The sequence below is a fragment of the Moritella sp. genome, assembly GCF_033791185.1.
GTDB lineage: Bacteria > Pseudomonadota > Gammaproteobacteria > Enterobacterales > Moritellaceae > Moritella.
The window spans coordinates 1-19,367 of record NZ_JASJHF010000167.1 but is presented as its reverse complement, the minus strand read 5'-3'; the positions used below and the strand labels follow the sequence as shown (position 1 = coordinate 19,367).

14 protein-coding genes and 1 pseudogene are annotated in these 19,367 nt (G+C 41.3%); 12 read left to right on the top strand and 3 right to left on the bottom strand.

Translation table 11 applies throughout. The features are described from left to right. Nucleotides 1-131 precede the first annotated feature (131 nt). Both QNK26_RS10025 and QNK26_RS10020 read right to left on the bottom strand, forming a co-directional pair. Nucleotides 132-1,868 (bottom strand): annotated as a pseudogene (locus tag QNK26_RS10025) (sodium:solute symporter family protein). Then, nucleotides 1,869-2,120 (bottom strand): DUF4212 domain-containing protein, encoded by a 252-nt coding sequence (locus QNK26_RS10020; RefSeq protein WP_017222232.1) that lies wholly within the window; start codon nucleotides 2,118-2,120, stop codon nucleotides 1,869-1,871. A gap of 266 nt (nucleotides 2,121-2,386) precedes the next feature. Between QNK26_RS10020 and QNK26_RS10015 the strand changes: the two genes are divergently transcribed. The 5 genes from QNK26_RS10015 (at nucleotide 2,387) to QNK26_RS09995 (ending at nucleotide 9,694) form a co-directional block, all read left to right on the top strand. Continuing rightward, nucleotides 2,387-4,231, top strand: coding sequence for a DUF294 nucleotidyltransferase-like domain-containing protein (locus tag QNK26_RS10015; RefSeq protein ID WP_319222636.1), 1,845 nt, complete (start codon nucleotides 2,387-2,389; stop codon nucleotides 4,229-4,231). Nucleotides 4,232-4,320: 89 nt separating this feature from the next. Continuing rightward, nucleotides 4,321-5,025: an exonuclease domain-containing protein gene (locus QNK26_RS10010; RefSeq protein WP_319222653.1), complete on the top strand. Its 705-nt coding sequence runs from the start codon at nucleotides 4,321-4,323 to the stop codon at nucleotides 5,023-5,025. 104 nt (nucleotides 5,026-5,129) lie between these two features. Continuing rightward, the gene (locus QNK26_RS10005; RefSeq protein ID WP_319222634.1) at nucleotides 5,130-5,792 is read left to right on the top strand and encodes a response regulator transcription factor; all 663 of its coding nucleotides are present in this window, start codon (nucleotides 5,130-5,132) and stop codon (nucleotides 5,790-5,792) included. A 4-nt stretch (nucleotides 5,793-5,796) separates the two neighbouring features. Next, nucleotides 5,797-6,228 carry a hypothetical protein gene (locus QNK26_RS10000; RefSeq protein WP_319222632.1) on the top strand — a complete coding sequence of 144 codons (432 nt, stop codon included), beginning with the start codon at nucleotides 5,797-5,799 and terminating at the stop codon, nucleotides 6,226-6,228. A gap of 19 nt (nucleotides 6,229-6,247) precedes the next feature. Next, nucleotides 6,248-9,694, top strand: coding sequence for a PAS domain-containing hybrid sensor histidine kinase/response regulator (locus QNK26_RS09995; protein WP_319222630.1), 3,447 nt, complete (start codon nucleotides 6,248-6,250; stop codon nucleotides 9,692-9,694). An 89-nt stretch (nucleotides 9,695-9,783) separates the two neighbouring features. Here QNK26_RS09995 and QNK26_RS09990 read toward each other — a convergent pair whose 3' ends face one another. After that, entirely contained in the window at nucleotides 9,784-11,070 is a 1,287-nt protein-coding gene (locus QNK26_RS09990) for a citrate synthase (protein WP_319222629.1), read from the bottom strand. 386 nt (nucleotides 11,071-11,456) lie between these two features. Between QNK26_RS09990 and sdhC the strand changes: the two genes are divergently transcribed. The 7 genes from sdhC to QNK26_RS09955 all read left to right on the top strand — a co-directional run. Further along, complete coding sequence (sdhC, locus tag QNK26_RS09985) at nucleotides 11,457-11,843, top strand: succinate dehydrogenase cytochrome b556 subunit (RefSeq protein WP_413816357.1); 387 nt, start codon at nucleotides 11,457-11,459, stop codon at nucleotides 11,841-11,843. Next, a complete protein-coding gene (sdhD, locus tag QNK26_RS09980) occupies nucleotides 11,837-12,181 on the top strand; it encodes a succinate dehydrogenase, hydrophobic membrane anchor protein (protein WP_198435433.1) in 345 nt (114 codons plus the stop codon). Before sdhC ends, sdhD begins: the two co-directional genes overlap by 7 nt. Further along, a complete protein-coding gene (gene sdhA, locus QNK26_RS09975) occupies nucleotides 12,182-13,963 on the top strand; it encodes a succinate dehydrogenase flavoprotein subunit (RefSeq protein ID WP_319222626.1) in 1,782 nt (593 codons plus the stop codon). Nucleotides 13,964-13,978: 15 nt separating this feature from the next. After that, the gene (locus tag QNK26_RS09970) at nucleotides 13,979-14,695 is read left to right on the top strand and encodes a succinate dehydrogenase iron-sulfur subunit (protein ID WP_319222624.1); all 717 of its coding nucleotides are present in this window, start codon (nucleotides 13,979-13,981) and stop codon (nucleotides 14,693-14,695) included. 116 nt (nucleotides 14,696-14,811) lie between these two features. Continuing rightward, nucleotides 14,812-17,625, top strand: a complete 2,814-nt coding sequence (gene sucA, locus QNK26_RS09965) for a 2-oxoglutarate dehydrogenase E1 component (protein ID WP_319222622.1) — start codon at nucleotides 14,812-14,814, stop codon at nucleotides 17,623-17,625. Nucleotides 17,626-17,646: 21 nt separating this feature from the next. After that, the gene (odhB, locus tag QNK26_RS09960) at nucleotides 17,647-18,819 is read left to right on the top strand and encodes a 2-oxoglutarate dehydrogenase complex dihydrolipoyllysine-residue succinyltransferase (protein WP_319222621.1); all 1,173 of its coding nucleotides are present in this window, start codon (nucleotides 17,647-17,649) and stop codon (nucleotides 18,817-18,819) included. Nucleotides 18,820-18,912: 93 nt separating this feature from the next. Next, a partial coding sequence (locus QNK26_RS09955; RefSeq protein ID WP_319222620.1) for an ATP-grasp domain-containing protein occupies nucleotides 18,913-19,367 on the top strand: 455 nt, incomplete at its 3' end.

Here is a 19,367-nt window from a genome sequence, read left to right as displayed (position 1 = left end):
AAATAGTCTTAGCAATTGTAGATACAAAAATGCCGTTCACATGTGAACGGCATTTTTATTATCTAATTTATGATCTAACTTATTACAGCTATAGCGCGATTGGATTATTTCAATCGCGGTATAGCTGATTATTAATGGTCGGCTGCTGCGCCTGCACCACGTGGGAAACGTAAGTTTTCAACTAGCTGTTGGATGTGTAGTGGAGCATCACCAGTTACTTTAGTGACAACAAAGGCCACGGTAAAGTTAACGATTGCACCGACTGAACCAAATGCATTAGGTGAAATACCAAAGAACCAGTTTTCTTCCATGCCGCCTAGGAACGAAGTACCTGGGATAAACATGATGCCTTTATGTTGGAATACATACAACATAGTGATACCTAAACCTGCACACATACCTGATACGGCTGCTGTACCGTTAATCTTCTTCGAAAAGATACCCATCATTAACGCTGGGAATAGCGATGAACCAGCTAAACCAAAGGCGAGGGCAACGGTACCGGCGGCGAATCCAGGCGGATTTAAACCAAGGTAACCTGCGATGATAATTGAAATAGTCATGACGATACGGCCTGCTTTAAGTTCGGCTTTCTCGGTCATTTGTGGTGTTAAAATACCTTTCATTAAATCATGCGAGATGGCGGATGAAATGGCCAGTAGTAAACCTGCAGCAGTTGAGAGCGCTGCGGCAAGGCCACCAGCGGCAACTAATGCAATCACCCAGTTTGGCAGGTTTGCAATAGCTGGATTCGCTAATACCATGATGTCACGGTCAACTTTTACCATTTCATTTTAAACTGGGTCAGCAACATATTGAATTTTGCCATCGCCATTTTTGTCTTCAAATTTTAACAGACCGGTTTTTTCCCAGTCTTTAAACCATTGTGGGCGCTTTTCATATTCAAGTGGTTGACCTGCTGTTGGTTCAATCGTGTTCATTAGGTTGAAACGTGCCATTGCCCCTACCGCTGGTGCGACAGTATAAAGTAAGGCAATAAATACTAATGCGTAACCAGCTGATGCACGCGCATCTTTTACTGTTGGAACGGTAAAGAAGCGCATAATTACGTGTGGTAAACCAGCTGTACCAATCATCAATGATAGGGTATACGCGAACATATTTAAGGTGCCACCCATGTTATCAGTGGTGTATTGGTTAAAGCCGAGGTCGGTTACCACCATATCGATTTTATCAAGTAGATAAACACCGCTGCCATCAGCAAGGGTACTACCTAAACCGAGTTGTGGGATGGGATTACCAGTGAGTTGTAATGAGATAAATACTGCTGGAATTGTATAAGCAAAGATAAGTACACAATATTGTGCGATTTGCGTATAAGTAATACCTTTCATACCACCTAATACGGCATATACCCAAACCACAACCATACCTATGCCTAAGCCCAGGTCGTAATCAACTTCTAAGAAGCGAGAAAAAGCAACACCCACACCTTTCATCTGTCCGATGATATAAGTAACCGATGCTACGATTAAGCAAACAATTGCGACGATACGTGCGGTTTTTGAGTCGTAACGGTCTGCAATAAATTCGGGCACGGTAAATTTACCATGTTTACGCATATAAGGCGCAAGTAAGGTCGCAAGGAGTACAAAACCACCCGTCCAACCCATTAAGAATACTGAACCACCGTAACCTAAAAACGCAATAAGACCTGCCATCGATAAGAACGATGCTGCACTCATCCAATCGGCACCGATCGCCATACCATTTTGTAATGGGCTAATACCACCACCGGCGGCATAGAAATCACTGGTTGTTTTAGCGCGGGCAAACCAAGCAATGGCAAAATACAAGGTAAACGAGCCGAATACGGCAATATAGGTATAGAGTTTTAATTCGGTCATTTATTCTTCCTCAACATTATGTTTTTTGTCCAGCTTATTCATCTGTACGGCATACCAAAAAACTAAACCAACGAAGGTATAAATAGACCCTTGTTGTGCGAACCAGAAACCAAGCTTGTATCCACCGAGTCTAAATTCATTCAATTGCTCGACGAATAAAATGCCACAGCCAAACGACACCACAAACCAAATTACTAAACAGGTTAATATGAGTCGTATATTGGTTTGCCAATAGGCGTTTTCTTGTTCCATATCCTTTCTCCCAAAAAAAACGATTAAATCTTAATATATAAAATTAGTTAGTTGCTGATCACCGAAATAAGTTGTCCTTAACTTGAATAACAAATCGTAGGTGTTCGCACTAGCCTGTTGTAAATCTAGCAACCTTTAAAAAATAACCCTATACAACTTTCGTCTATATATTATTTATGGCGTTGACGATTTAAAGGTAAATAGGTTAAAACTGATCATACAAAGTAAGTCATAAATACTGGTGATTAGCAGGCTAGGGTGAAGATATGAATATAGCGTTAAATGATATTGTTGATTTTATTAAAGTCATTCCGCCTTTTAATTTATTAAATGATCAGGATTGCCATCTTATTGCAAAACGCGCTTCAATCGGCTATTACCGCAATAACACTCGCTTGGATGTTGATCACAGCGGTCAAATTATGTTGTATATCGTCAAAAAAGGCGTGCTTGCTTATTACAATGGAAGTGATGAGCTACAAGGTAAATTTTCGGAAGGTGATTTATGCAGTGTGTTATGCCAGCCTGATACCCAAGCGTTACAGGTAAGTTTACGTGTTGAAGAAGATTGCTTGCTTTATGCTATTGGTTTTAATGAGTTGGAAGGATTATTAGTTGACCAACCCAAGGTGTTGCAGTTCTTATTGCAAACGGCGCCGCAGCGATTACAAAACAAGATGGGGGCAATAAACGAATCTGCCTTAATCGCATCTAGTTTAACCAATGCGCCGATCACTGATTATTACAGTAGTCCAGCGATCACCATTTCCACTCAGGCGAGTATTCAAGATGCCGCTAAATACATGACAGAAAAAGGTGTGTCGTGTCTCGTGATTACGAGCGAAAGTCAACCGACCGGTATAGTGACCGATAAAGATATTCGCCGTCGGTGTGTCGCTGAAGGATTAAGTAGTCAATGCCTAGTGACAGAGATCATGACAGCGAATATGGCAACGATTGATATTAAGCTGTGTGGTCATGACGCATTGGCCTTAATGATAAGCCAGCGCATACATCATCTTCCAGTGACTAAGCATGGCGCTTTGATTGGTATGTTGACTGCTACGGACTTAATGAATCAAGAGGGCCATCATGCGGTCAATTTAAGTTCGGTGATCCATAAAGCCAGTTCTGTCGAGGCTTTGGTTGAACTAAGTTTGATGTTGCCTAAACTACAGCTGAGCATGGCTAAGCTAGGTGCGAGCGCCGATTATTTAGGTAAAAATATTAGTGCACTAACCATGGCATTTACCATTCGGTTAATTGAGTTAGCAGAGTTACAACTTGGTAAAGCCCCTGTTGCCTATGCGTGGTTATGTGCTGGCTCGCAGGCACGACAAGAACAGTTAGTGTATTCAGATCAAGATAATGCGCTGATCATTGATGATAGTGCAACACCTGAGCAAGAAGCATGGTTTGAGGCATTTGCGCACTTTGTTTGTGATGGTTTAGCCGCATGCGGTTATATTTATTGCCCCGGTAATATTATGGCCACTAACTCACAATGGCGACAGAAAAAGCAGGTGTGGCAAGACTATTTTACCGATTGGGTAACCCAACCTGATCCACAAGCATTGTTAAATAGTAGTGTATTTTTTGATCTCGCGACCGTACATGGGGACATTCAGTTGTTACAAGATGTACGCCGTAACATGTTACAAAAAACGCAGCAAAACACGTTATTTCAAGCACATCTATCCCGCAATGCGTTATTACATAAACCGCCATTAGGATTTTTCCGTGACTTTGTGCTTATTCATGATGGTAAGAATAAAAAAGGGCTGGATCTTAAGCATAATGGCTTGGCACCGATTATTAACCTGGCTCGTATTTATGCACTGGCTGAAGGTATTGAAGATGTTAATACCATCATGCGTTTAAGGCTAGCTGCGGGTACCCCATCGTTGAGTCGCACTGAGTCGGCTAACTTGATAGATGCATTTGAATTGTTAGGTATGCTACGTGCAGAGCATCAGGCAAAGCAGTTAACTAAGGGGGAAGAGGCTGATAGCTACTTGTTACCCAAAGAGATTTCTCGATTAGAGAGGGAACATTTAAAAGATGCATTTAAGGTAATTAAAGCGATGCAGAGTTATCGACAAATGGTGTAACTGTCAATCACAGGCGTTAGCAGCAAGTTGTATAACATCGTTGCCAGTGAAATGACGTGGCAAGATAAACTGATTGATAAGGACATATGATGAATTTGATACATTCTTTTTTTAGTTTAGAGGCACAACGCAAACGCTTACTTGATAAAGCACCTGAAGGGGCTTTGAAGCAATACTTAAGTGTGCCGATTATTAATCTTGAGCAAGCCATTATGGACAGCGATATTTTAGCTGTTGATTTTGAAACGACAGGCCTTAACGCTAAGCAAGACAGTATATTGAGTATTGGTTATGTGGAACTGGCTAGAAATCAAATTCGTTTGGACAGTTGTTATCATCAAATTGTCGCGGCGCATTGTGAACTCGAAAGTGACAATGTCACTATACACACAATTACAGATCAAGAAAAAGCCAGTGGGCGGCCATTAGCAAGTGTTGTCGAAGATTTATTAATAGCCTTGGCTGGTAAAACAATGCTGGTTCATTATGCGCAGATTGAAAAATCCTTTCTTGAGCAAGCCTGTATAAAATTGTATGGCATGGCGCCGGTATTTCCAGTTATTGATACATTAGCATTGGCTAAAAAACGTCATGATCGGTGCAATCAAACCTATGCACCATCGATCTTACACTTGGCTAATTTGCGGCAGGAATATGGCTTACCCCATTATTCAGCCCACAATGCCTTAAACGATGCTATTGCAACCGCAGAATTATTTATGGCAAAAGTGCAACATTCCGAGCTAAAAGGTCACACTAAACTTAAGTCTTTGATCACAAGCACTTTCAACTAGCGTAGGCGTATGCTTCTAGCTGAGCAAGTTAAGTTCGTCACAGTTTGATAACATGGTGTCATGTATAGTGGAGGTTAATTATTTGTAGTAATACATGGATGAATATGCACGTAATGCCAGAAAAAATTATCATCGCTGATGATCACCCACTTTTTCGCCAAGCATTGTTAATTGCCTTAAAAGAACAATTTGAAACCACGCAATGGCTTGAGGCCGAAACTGTCGAAAGTATCAGCGATTGTTTACTGCATAATGCGGATGCCGATTTATTGTTGTTGGATCTCAATATTCCCGGCGCACATGGATTTGATCATCTAATTCGTATCAGGAAGCAATACCCTGATATCCCTGTAGTCGTGATTTCCGCCTACAGTGACGAAACCATTATTGGTAAGGCTATGCAGCACGGTGCATCAGGTTTTGTACCTAAGTCTGAATCGGTACCGACCATTATTACCGCGATCAGCCAAGTTTTAGCTGGCCAGTTATGGGTGCCTGGATCATTTGAGAAAGCTAAAGTCGCACCAAGTGATGTGGCGGGTGAAGCCATTGCCAGTTTAACGGTTCAAGAATATCGGATATTAATGATGTTTTCTGAAGGCCTGCTTAATAAACAAATTGGCGATAAATTGTGTGTTGCAGAAGCGACTGTCAAAGCGCATGCCAGTGCCATTTTTCGTAAACTAAATGTTCGCAATAGAACACAAGCTGCAATGATGTTAGGGCAACTCGATGTCGCAGAATATAGTGATAGCTTAAAGGAATAAGTTCATGAATAAACATACCAAAGTGGCAGTGCTGATCGCGCCATTATTAGCTGTATTCGGCTATATCGCCTCGGACTACTTTATTGAAAGCGATGCTGATAAAACTAAATTAATCACCTTAAATCCTGAAGCTAGTTGCGAAGTACTCGCTGGTGAATGTGTATTAATAAGTGGTGATTTTAAAATCAACGTATTTGATAAGGCCGGTTCAACGGTCATTAATTCGACTTTTCCGCTTGATAACGTCGTTTTATTTCTCGTTAATGAAGACAATATTAGTACTGCATATCCCCTGACGCAGATAGAAAGTCATTATTATTGGCAAGCACAAACACCGCTGCGTGAATTAGCTAACACTTCAACAAGTTATAAATTAAGACTGATCGCCTCCATTAAAGGTGGCAATTATATTAGCGAGTTTGAAACTTTGCTCTAGTTTATCAGTGGGTTATGTTATGTTCGCAAATTGGCAGTTGATGCTATTAAGTTTTCTTTACATCGCTTTATTATTTTTAATTGCTTATTTAGGCGATAAATTTCGCAATCTGATCCAGGGTAAACGGCAAGCGCTAATTTATGCTTTTGCTGTTTCCGTTTATTGCACGTCGTGGAGCTTTCTTGGCACGACAGGGCAGGCTGCTAGCAGTGTCTATTCGTACTTACCGATTTATCTTGGGCCAATATTATTACTTGCATTTGCTTGGCCTTTTCTGCAACGTCTTATTAAAACCAGTATTAGTTTTAACTTAACTTCTATTGCCGATCTACTCGCTGCCCGTTTTGGTAAGTCGCATGCTTTAGCGATACTGGTGACGCTGGTATCGCTACTGGGCACCATGCCTTATATCGCCTTGCAAATTAAAGCGATTGTCTATTCCTTTCAGCAATTACAAATCCAGCAAGACTTTATGCCTTGGCAGCTTGGCTTAGTCACTAGTTGTGTACTGGCTGGCTTTAGCATGTTGTTTGGTATTCGTAATATTGACGTTACGGAGCGTCACCCTGGTATTATGCTGGCGATTGCGTTTGAAGCGTTAGTTAAAATAATCGCCTTTGCTAGTGTCGGTATTTTTATTTGTTATATGGTGTTTGATTCACCACAGGATATTTGGCAACAAGCCAGTGCCAATAATGAGTTAGCAAGTGCCTTACAATTTCCAGACCTAAGCGCTATGTTTGGGATGATTATTGTTGTTATGGCGGCATTTTTCGTGTTACCGCGACAATTCCACGTCATGATTGTTGAGTTACGTGATGAACAAGATGCATGGTTAAGTCGCCGCGTTTTTCCATTGTACCTTTTAGTGTTTGCGTTTTTTTCTGCGCCGCTTGGATTAGCGGGCTATTTATTACTCGGTGATAGCGTGCCTGCGGACATGTATGTCTTAGTATTACCTTGGTATCAAGATCAAACTTGGCTGACGCTGCTTGCATTTTTAGGGGCTATTTCAGCAGCAAGTTCTATGGTGATCGTATCAACCATTGCGTTAAGTACTATGCTCAGCAATGAAATTGTATTCCCGTTTCTATTTAAGAAGAATAAACACCCCACGCAATACCATGCATTTAGATTAAAACTGCTTAACATTCGAAAAGTCTTAGTCCTGTTTGTTATTCTACTCAGTTACCTGGTGTTTCTATTTATTCCTCCGACGGCCTTATCGAGCTTAGGGGCGACTGCATTAGGGGCGTTGGCACAGCTAACTCCGGCATTAGTTGCGGCTTTTTATTGGCGCCGAGCAACATTGAAAGGTGTATTTACGGGGATTACGATTGGTTTTTCATTATGGACACTGTTTAACTTTTTGCCGCAACTCGGCTTCTATCAAGGGCCACTTACAGGTACTGCTTTTGCCAGTTCAACAGCGATCAACTTGCTCTGCCTTACGGTTAATACTGTCTCAATGATTGTTATATCATTAGTGACCAGATCGAGCATTCAAGAGCGTATACAAGGGGCGTTGTTTTTAAAGCGCCAGCTGCCAGCATCATTAGTTGAAAGCAAGCGTAAAGCTAAATCGAAACGACAAGCCATATCAGTCGATGAGTTATTGCTACTCACAGCACAATTTGTTGGTGACGATAAAGCATCTGAAAGTTTTCAGGCTTTTGACCAACTAGCTGTCACTTTAGGCTATACCGCAAAGGAAAAATCAGAGCATGCAGTTGAGCATACAGAGAAAGTGTTATCGAGTGTAATGGGTTCTTCGTCGGCACGTTTGGTACTCAATTCGGCATTAGATGGGCATGATTTTGCTTTGGATGAACTGGCAACCTTAGTGGGAAATGCATCAAGCCATCGCCAGGAGTTTAGTCAAAATTTACTGAAAAGTGCGATAGAAAATACCAGAGACGGGATCTCAATTGTTAATGATGAGCTCGAACTCGTGGCTTGGAATAAACAGTACGCGGTGTTGTTTGATTATCCGGACGATATACTTCGTGTTGGTTGCTCGGTTGAGTCATTAATTCGCTTTAATGCTAAGCGCGGTTTGTGTGGTAGCGGTGATATTGAAGATCATGTTAAAAAACGTCTCGATTTTCTGCGTTTAAGGCAGTCACATAACTCCGAGCGGTTGCGTGAAGATGGCAAAGTAATTCGAATAGAAGGCAATCCATTACCTGATGGTGGATTTTTAATGGTGTTTTCAGATATTACCGCCTTCAGACAAGCTGAACAGGTATTAAAAGAAGCTAACCAAGATCTAGAAACAAGAGTCGCTGAGCGCACTAAAAAATTAGAAAAAGCCAATAAGGAACTCGCTAAAGCTAGGGTGGTGGCTGATGAGGCGTTAAGTAAAAAAAGTCATTATTTACAAGTGTGTAGCCATGACTTATTGCAACCGTTGGAAGCTGCACGTTTGTTTACATCAGCACTGGCAAGCCAGTCGACATTAAATGAAAATCAGCAGCGCCAAGTCAGTAGTATCGACTTATCCTTAAAAGTAGCGAACGAAATGATTGTTAATTTAGCGGAAGTTGCGCGAATAGAGAGCGGCAGTATTACACCACATATAGAAACATTCGCGCTCAATGACTTATTTAGTCAACTGGCTAATGAGTTTTCAGAAGCCGCTAAACAAAGTGGCGTTATTTTTACCATTATGTCGACCAAACATTGGGTTAATACAGATAAACATTTATTACGTCGTATCTTACAAAATTTAATTGGTAATGCGTTTCGGTATGCGAGTCCTGGGCGCGTATTGCTCGGTTGTCGTCGCAAAAGTGGCCAGTTGAGTATCCAGCTATTGGACAATGGTCCCGGTATTGCGGTAAAAGATCAAACTCGGGTGTTCGAACAGTTTAGCCAATTAGAGGATAATAATGGTTCGAATGATGGATTAGGCTTAGGTCTTAGTATTTGTAATAGCTTGTCGGCTTTACTGCAGCATCAACTGAGTCTTGATTCAATTGAAGGTCGAGGTTGTCGATTTAGTTTACAGCTGTATGAGGCCTCCGCATTACAACAAGACAATGTAGCACCTATCCTTGTCCCTTCGGACCTTACTGGGACTGCTGTACTGTGTATAGATAACAACCCTGCGATTTTGGAAGGCATGTTAGAACTGATGAGCAGTTGGGATTGTGAAGTTTATGGTGCCAACTCAATCGCGAGTGCGAAGACGTTATTTAAACAATGTGATTTTGATATTTTGTTGGTAGATTATCAATTAGACAATGGCGAGGATGGTCTGACATTAATCTCTACATTAAGAGAAATAAATCCGACTACGCCTGCGATCCTTATTACCGCGACCACAGAGGTTGGCATTGCTGATAAGGCTGCTGCGGCTAAAGTAGGTTTATTACGCAAACTGGTTAAGCCTGCTGCGCTGAGAGCGATGATGAGTGCGCAACTAACCGAAACATTACAAGCGAAATTAATTAGGCAGTACTAGTAGTTATAGTGAATAGATAGGCATAAAAAAGGCTTCTGAATATTCTCAGAAGCCTTGTTACTAAATAAAGTAATTACCTTATATAAGTATTATTTTTTGTTTACCGACTCAAATGGACGGTGCGCTTCACCAGTATATAACTGACGAGGACGACCAATTTTCTGTCCAGGTTGACTTAACATTTCGTTCCAATGTGCAATCCAACCTACAGTACGGCCTAATGCAAAAATAACCGTGAACATAGAAACTGGGATGCCAATAGCACGTAATGTAATGCCTGAGTAGAAATCTACATTTGGATATAATTTTTTCTCAATGAAATAAGGGTCTTCAAGCGCAATACGCTCAAGTTCCATTGCCACATCTAATAGTGGATCATCAATGTTTAGTTCGCTTAACACTTCGTGACAGCTCTTACGCATTACTGTCGCACGTGGATCTTTGTTCTTATAAACGCGGTGACCAAAGCCCATTAGGCGGAACGGGTCATCTTTGTCTTTCGCACGAGCGATAAACTCAGGAATACGATCAACACTACCGATTTCTTCAAGCATTGTTAGGCAAGCTTCATTGGCTCCACCGTGAGCAGGACCCCAAAGTGACGCAATACCGGCAGCAATACAAGCAAATGGGTTAGCACCTGATGAACCTGCAAGTCGAACTGTAGAGGTCGATGCATTTTGTTCATGATCAGCGTGCAGTGTAAAGATACGGTCCATCGCAGTTTCAACAACAGGATTAACCGAATATTCTTCACATGGTACTGAGAACATCATTTTTAAGAAGTTACCAGCATAAGAAAGGCTGTTGTCCGGATATACAAAAGGTTGTCCAATTGAATATTTGTAACACATCGCAGCAATCGTTGGCATTTTTGATAATAAACGGAATGCCGAGATTTCACGGTGACGTTGATTCGTCACGTCAAGTGAATCGTGATAAAACGCTGCAAGTGCGCCAGATACACCACAAAGAATTGACATCGGGTGTGAATCGCGACGGAAACCTTTAAAGAATGATGCAAATTGTTCATGCACCATAGTATGTTTGTGTACTGTTGCTTTGAATTGCTCGTACTGCTCTTTAGTGGGCGCATCACCATAAAGAATAATATAACAAACTTCTAAATAATCTGCATTAAATGCCAAATCATCAATAGCATAACCGCGATGTAGTAGGATACCTTCTACACCATCAATATAAGTAATTTTAGACTCACACGATGACGTTGCCATAAAACCTGGATCATGGGTGAAATATCCTTTACTACCTAGGGTACGAATGTCGATAACATCGTGACCAGCTGTACCAGATAAAATTGGAAATTCAACTGGCTCTTGGCCGGGTAGGTTTAACGTGGCCTTTTGATTAGCCATAGCACGTCTCCTTTGCTTATTTATAATTAGATTTCTTCATGAAATTCGAAAGTAAAGCTACCTCTATTCACTGGTAATGTCAATTTTGTTGCAAAATAATCAATGAAAAAACACTAAAAGGTTAACCTATGTTTCAATTTTGACGTAAATGTTGCGATAACACCTTTTATAATTGTAAATAAATTGTGATATAGGTATACTTATTTGCGGGTCAAGAGTCCTTGTTTTAATTTTGTTATTAGCACGTAAGTGATTAAAATTGTTATTTTATTTACATTTTGAACAAGAAATAAACAAGGGCTTTCATTTGAAAGGATTATGTTATGAAAATAATACAATCCTGTGATCCACGTCAATATAATAATAATTATGCTCAATGGAGCTGAGTGAGCGATATCGTGAAAAAGCAAAGACCTATAAATTTAGATCTGCAGACTATAAGCATGCCAATCACCGCAATCGCATCGATTCTACACCGAATTTCAGGTGTAATAATGCTGGTTGCAGTGGGTATCCTATTATGGCTACTGACAGAATCATTATCTTCTGAACAAGGTTTCCAAAATGCACAAGAAATTGTGTCTGGTTTCTTTGGTACATTCATTCTTTGGGGAATCCTAACGGCACTGGCATATCATATTGCTGGTGGTATCCGTCATTTATTGATGGACATGGGTTATTTCGAAGAACTTGAATCGGGTGCATTAAGTGCGAAAGTATCTTTTGTTGCAACCGCTGTTTTATCAATCCTAGCGGGGATAATGGTATGGTAACTAACGCTGCAAGTTATGGCCGTAGTGGTACTCATGATTTTATCATGATCCGTGCTACTGCTATCATCATGGCATTATATACATTTTATTTTGTTGGTTTCGTTGCATTTAATGACCTTACTTATCAAGTATGGACTGATTTTTTTGCAAGTACTGGCAACAAAGTATTCACCCTTCTTACCCTTATAGCTATCGTCATCCATGCGTGGATTGGTGTATGGCAGGTATTAACTGACTATGTTAAACCGACTGGTTTACGTGGTGCATTACAGTTTGTTCTAACAACCACTGCATTTATTTATGCGCTTGTTGGTTTTGTTGTTCTTTGGGGGTTATAAGTGAGTATTCCAGTTCGCGAATTTGATGCAGTAGTAATCGGTGCCGGCGGCGCTGGTATGCGTGCTGCGCTATCAATATCTAAGTCAGGTAAAAGTTGTGCGCTTTTATCTAAAGTTTTTCCAACTCGTTCACATACCGTATCTGCTCAAGGTGGTATTACTGTTGCATTAGGTAATTCACATGAAGATGATTGGACATGGCACATGTACGATACTGTTAAAGGTTCTGATTACATCGGTGACCAAGACGCTATCGAATTTATGTGTAAAACCGGTCCCGAAGCAATTTTAGAACTTGAGCATATGGGTCTACCATTCTCACGTTTTGAAAATGGCACTATTTACCAACGTCCATTTGGTGGTCAGTCTCTTGCATACGGTGGCGCACAAGCGGCTCGTACAGCAGCAGCAGCCGATCGTACCGGTCATGCATTACTGCATCTTCTTTATCAACAAAACGTAAAGAACGAAACCAAAGTTTTCTCTGAATGGTATGCATTAGACCTTGTTAAAAATGATGATGGCATCATCACTGGTTGTACCGCAATTGACATTGAAACGGGTGAAATCTGTTACTTCAAATCAAAAGCAACGGTATTTGCCACTGGTGGCGCAGGTCGTATCTATTCTTCAACGACGAATGCACACATTAACACTGGTGACGGTGTTGGTATGGCTATCCGTGCTGGTATCCCAGTTCAGGATATGGAAATGTGGCAATTCCACCCGACAGGTATTGCAGGTGCTGGTGTACTTGTAACTGAAGGTTGTCGTGGTGAAGGTGGTTACCTACTAAATAAAGATGGCGAACGTTTCATGGAACGTTATGCGCCCAACGCCAAAGATCTTGCTGGTCGTGACGTTGTTGCTCGTTCAATGATGACAGAGATCCGTGAAGGTCGTGCGTGTGATGGCCCTTGGGGTCCACACATTAAACTTAAGCTTGATCACCTTGGTGAAGAAGTGCTTGAGTCACGTTTGCCTGGTATCTGTGAATTATCTCGTACATTTGCGCACGTTGATCCAGTAAAAGAACCAATTCCTGTTATTCCAACGTGTCATTACATGATGGGTGGTTTACCTGCAAATGTTAACGGTGAAGTATTAACACGCAAAGCAGACGGTAGCATGGAAGTTGTTGCTGGTTTATTTGCTGTTGGTGAAATCGCTTGTGTATCTGTGCATGGTGCAAACCGCTTAGGTGGTAATTCACTGCTTGATTTAGTTGTATTTGGTCGTGCTGCAGGTAACTACCTTGGTACTGCGCTGGATACTATCCCTGAACCAAAAGAAGCAACAGACGCCAATATTGATACTTCTCTTGAGCGTCTAAATCGTTGGGAAAACAATCAAAACGGTGAAGATCCTGTTCAAATCCGTAAAGATTTACAACAATGTATGCAACTTAACTTCTCGGTATTCCGTGAAGGTGAGTCAATGGCTGAAGGGCTTGAGCAGTTGCGTACTATTCGTAAACGTTTAGATAATGCACGTTTAGATGATACGTCAACAGAATTTAATACTCAGCGTATTGAATGTCTAGAGCTTGATAACTTGATGGAAACTGCCTATGCAACAGCACATGCAGCTAATTTCCGTACAGAAAGTCGCGGTGCTCACAGTCGCTTTGATTACCCAGATCGTGATGATGCGAACTGGTTATGTCATTCACTGTATTTACCGACAAGTGAAGAAATGACAACTCGTGAAGTGAACTTATCACCGAACTTGTTAACTGAAGAACAGCTGAAGCACTTTGTGCCGAAAGCACGCGTTTACTAAACAGAGGGGATACCTATGCAAGTTAAATTTTCAATTTATCGCTATAACCCTGATGTTGATAGCAAACCTAAAATGCAAGAAATGAACCTTGAAGTTCCTGAAGGTTCGGACATGATGGTTCTGGATGCACTTATTCTGCTAAAAGAAAATGATGCTTCACTATCTTTCCGTCGCTCTTGTCGTGAAGGTGTATGTGGATCTGATGGTGTAAACATGAATGGCAAAAACGGCCTTGCATGTATTACCCCGCTTTCTGATTTGGATGTGAGCAAAACGATCATAATTCGTCCGTTACCAGGCTTGCCTGTGGTTCGAGACCTTGTGATTGATATGTCACAGTTTTATGATAACTACGCACGTATTAAACCGTTCTTAATTACAGACGACAGTGCTATTCCTCCGGCTCGTGAGAACCTTCAGTCTCCTGAAGAACGCGAAAAGCTAGATGGCCTGTATGAGTGTATCTTATGTGCATGTTGTTCTACGTCATGCCCATCGTTCTGGTGGAACCCTGATAAGTTCGTGGGTCCTGCTGGTTTATTGGCGGCTTATCGTTTCTTAGTCGATAGTCGTGACTCAGCAACTGATCAACGTTTATCTGAATTAGACGATGCGTTTAGTGTATTCCGTTGTCACGGTATTATGAACTGTGTAAATGTGTGTCCTAAAGGCCTAAATCCTACAAAAGCAATCGGTAATATTAAATCCATGTTACTACAACGTGCGGTGTAGCAATGTTTTTTGTTAGTTTTTAGTTACAATGGTCATTCCGTTGGGAATGGCCAGTAATTAGAAATCTTTGCTACCATCTCTGGCGCGGTGGACATTTAAAGTAAAAAGGGCAGAGAATGCAGAATAACGTCATGAAAGCCTGGTTAGAATCCTCTCATCTAGCCGGTGCGAACCAGACATATATTGAAGATTTATATGAGCAATTTTTAGCAGATCCAGATTCAGTAGGCGAAGAATGGCAAACTGTATTTTTAGGTCTACCTAAAGTTGATAATACTAAAGAAGTTCCACACGGTCCTGTAAAGGATTATTTCATTCGTCTTGCGAAAGAAACCTCTCGATATGCTGCTCAAGTAAGCGACCCACATAACGATTCGAAACAAGTTAAAGTATTACAGTTAATTAATGCTTTCCGCTTTCGTGGTCATCAACACGCAAACCTAGATCCTCTAGGAATATGGACCCGTGACCGTGTACAAGATCTAGACCCTGAATTTCACTCACTTTCTGATGCTGATTTTGATTCTAACTTTAATGTTGGTTCATACGCAATTGGCCAAGAAAGTATGAAGTTAAGTGACCTTTATGCTTCGCTACAAAAAACTTACTGTGGTTCAATTGCTGCTGAATATATGCACATTGTATCAACAGAAGAAAAACGTTGGGTTCAAAGTCGTTTAGAGTCTGTTGAAAGTAGTCCTGAATTCGAACAACAAGATAAATTACGATTTTTGGAAAGCTTAACGGCTGCCGAAGGTCTAGAAAAATACTTAGGTGCTAAGTTCCCTGGTGCAAAACGTTTCTCCCTCGAGGGTGGTGATGCACTAATTCCAATGATGAAAGAATTAATTCGTCGTAGTGGTGAACAAGGTATCAAAGAAGCTGTGATTGGCATGGCCCATCGCGGCAGACTGAATATGCTGGTGAACGTACTGGGTAAAAAACCAGCTGATCTGTTTGATGAATTTGCTGGTAAACACAGTGATGTATGGGGAGCCGGTGATGTTAAATATCATCAAGGTTTCAGCTCAGATTTTAATACCCCAGGTGGGAATGTACATTTAGCACTTGCTTTTAATCCATCGCATTTAGAAATTGTAAATCCAGTTGTTATGGGATCTGTTCGTGCACGTCAAGAGCGTCTTGGTAGCACAAACGGTGACGAAGTACTGGCGATTACAATTCATGGTGATTCTGCAATTGCTGGGCAAGGTGTTGTTGCTGAGACATTTAACATGTCACAAACCCGTGCTTATGGTATTGGCGGTACAGTTCGAATTGTTATAAATAACCAAGTTGGTTTTACAACATCAAATCCAAAAGATATGCGTTCTACAGAATATTGTACGGATATTGCAAAAATGGTGCAGGCTCCAATCTTCCATGTAAATGCAGATGATCCTGAAGCCGTTGTATTGGTAACACAAATTGCGCTTGATTACCGTAATACATTCAAACGTGATGTTGTCATTGATTTAGTTTGTTATCGTCGCCACGGTCACAATGAAGCTGATGAGCCGAGTGCAACACAGCCATTAATGTATAAAAAAATTAAACAGCACCCAACACCTCGTAAAATTTATGCTGATCAGTTAGTTAATGAAACCGTGATTGATGCTGCTGAAGCAACTGGTCTAATTAACGAATATCGTGACCAACTTGATCATGGTGATTGTGTTGTTAAAGAATGGCGCCCAATGCAACAACATTCGGTTGATTGGAATCCATACCTAAAACACGAATGGGATATGCCGTATCAATCTCAAGTGGCTCAAGAAACACTTTCTGATCTTGCATTGAAAATGACGGCTGTACCTGAAGGACACAAGATCCAATCTCGTGTACAGAAGATTTATACAGATCGTATTGCAATGGCAAACGGTGAGAAGCCATGTGATTGGGGTTTTGCCGAAACATTGGCATATGCCACATTACTTGATGAAAACTACAAGGTTCGTATTACTGGACAAGATGTTGGTCGTGGCACTTTCTTCCATCGTCATGCTGTTGTACACAATCAAGATAACGCAAGTACGTATACACCATTAGCTAATTTAAAACCTGAACAAGCCGAGCTAACTATTCACGATTCTGTATTGTCTGAAGCAGCGGTATTAGCATTTGAATATGGTTATGCGACAACAGAGCCAAGTGGCTTGACTATTTGGGAAGCACAATTTGGTGATTTCGCCAACGGTGCGCAAGTTGTATTCGATCAATTCCTTTCTTCTGGTGAACAGAAATGGGGTCGTATGTGTGGCTTAACAGTAATGTTACCACATGGTTATGAAGGACAAGGCCCTGAGCATTCATCTGCACGTTTAGAACGTTATATGCAAATGTGTGCTGAGCATAACTGGCAAGTGTGTGTACCTAGTACTCCTGCGCAAGTTTATCATATGCTTCGTCGCCAAACTGTACGTCCTATGCGTCGTCCATTGATCGTCATGACACCGAAATCATTGTTACGTCACCCATTAGCTATTTCTGACTTGTCAGAGCTTGCTGAAGGTACGTTCCAAAATATTATTGGTGAAATTGATGAACTTGATTCAACGCAAGTAAAACGTGTGGTTATGTGTAGTGGTAAAGTCTATTTCGATTTACTCGAAACACGTCGTAAATCGGGGCAGACGGATGTTGTTATTGTGCGTATTGAACAGCTTTATCCTTTCCCACATGCGGAAATTGCAGCTGTCTTTGCTGAGTATCAACATGTAGAGCAGTTCGTCTGGTGTCAGGAAGAACCTCAGAATCAGGGTGCTTGGTATTCAAGTCAGCATCACTTCTGGGAAGCAATCCCGCAAGGTGCTAAATTAAGTTATGCTGGACGTGCTGCATCAGCATCACCAGCAGTCGGTTATATGTCTGTACATACTAAACAGCAGTTAGCTCTTGTTGAAGATGCTTTAACTGTTGCGCAGAAATAGTTTATTAAAGGAATTATGAAAATGACAATTGAAATTCTAGTACCTGTACTACCTGAATCTGTAGCGGACGCAGCGGTAGCGACTTGGCATAAACGCCCAGGCGATGCAGTTGAACGTGATGAAGTAATTGTAGAGATTGAAACCGATAAAGTTATTCTAGAAGTTCCAGCTGTAGAATCTGGTGTTCTTGTTGAAATTCTTGAAGATGAAGGTGCAACTGTTCTTGGTCAGCAAGTGATTGGTCGCTTAAAAGCTGGCGCTGTTGCCGGTGAAGAAACAAAAGATAAACCTGCTGCAACAAGCGAAGAATCAGTAGACGCAAGTCCTGCTGTTCGCCGTCTTATTGCTGAGAATAGCTTAGATGCCGCTAAGATCACGGGCACGGGTAAAAATGGCTTAATCACCAAAGAAGATGTTGAAAAAGCATTAGCACCGGCACCAACTCCAGTAGCTAAAGCCGCTGAACCTGTAGTTGAAGTTGCACTGCAAGCTGGTCGTACTGAAAAGCGCGTTGCAATGACACGTCTTCGTAAGCGTATCGCTGAACGTCTGCTTGAAGCTAAAAACTCGACAGCAATGCTAACAACGTTTAATGAAATAAACATGAAACCTATCATGGATATTCGTAAGCAATATAAAGATGTATTTGAAGAGCGTCACGGTATCCGTTTAGGCTTCATGTCTTTCTATGTTAAAGCTGTCGTTGAAGCGCTAAAACGTTACCCTGAAGTGAACGCATCAATTGATGGTACAGATATTGTTTATCACAACTATTTTGATGTGAGTATCGCTATTTCAACACCGCGCGGCTTAGTAACACCAGTACTACGTGATTGTGATACGATGAGTCTTGCTGATATCGAGAAAAATATTCGACAACTAGCGCTTAAAGGTCGAGACGGTAAACTGTCAATTGAAGACCTGACTGGCGGTAACTTTACAGTTACAAATGGCGGTGTATTTGGTTCATTAATGTCAACACCAATCATCAATCCACCACAAAGCGCAATCTTGGGTATGCATAAAATCCAAGACCGCCCAATGGCTGTTGATGGTCAAGTTGTAATTCTACCTATGATGTACCTAGCACTTTCTTACGATCACCGTCTAGTTGATGGTAAAGAATCTGTTGGTTTCTTGGTAACAGTAAAAGAATTATTAGAAGACCCAACTCGTCTTCTTTTAGATGTGTAATATTTAGTTTTAATTATTAAGTTGCTTACGCCTTATGTTGAGGCGTAAGTTTTCGGGACAAGCCCTAGTGGCTAATAAAATGGATATACGAGCATGAATCTGCATGAGTATCAGGCAAAACAACTTTTTGCTGAATATGGTTTGCCAGTTCCAGAAGGTTACGCAACAAACGTACCCCATGAAGCTGCAGCTTTCGCTGACAAAATTGGCGGCGATAAATGGGTTGTTAAATGTCAAGTTCACGCCGGTGGACGTGGCAAAGCAGGTGGCGTTAAGCTGGTAACATCTAAAGATGAAATCACCGCGTTTGCGGAACATTGGTTAGGTAAGAACTTAGTTACTTTTCAAACTGATGAACATGGCCAGCCAGTGTCACAAATTTTAGTTGAAGCTGCGGGTGATATCGCCAATGAACTTTACCTTGGCGCGGTTATCGACCGTGGTTCACGTAAAGTTGTATTTATGGCATCAACGGAAGGTGGTGTTGAGATCGAAAAAGTGGCGGCAGAAACGCCGGAGAAAATACTCCAGGCTGTCATTGATCCGAT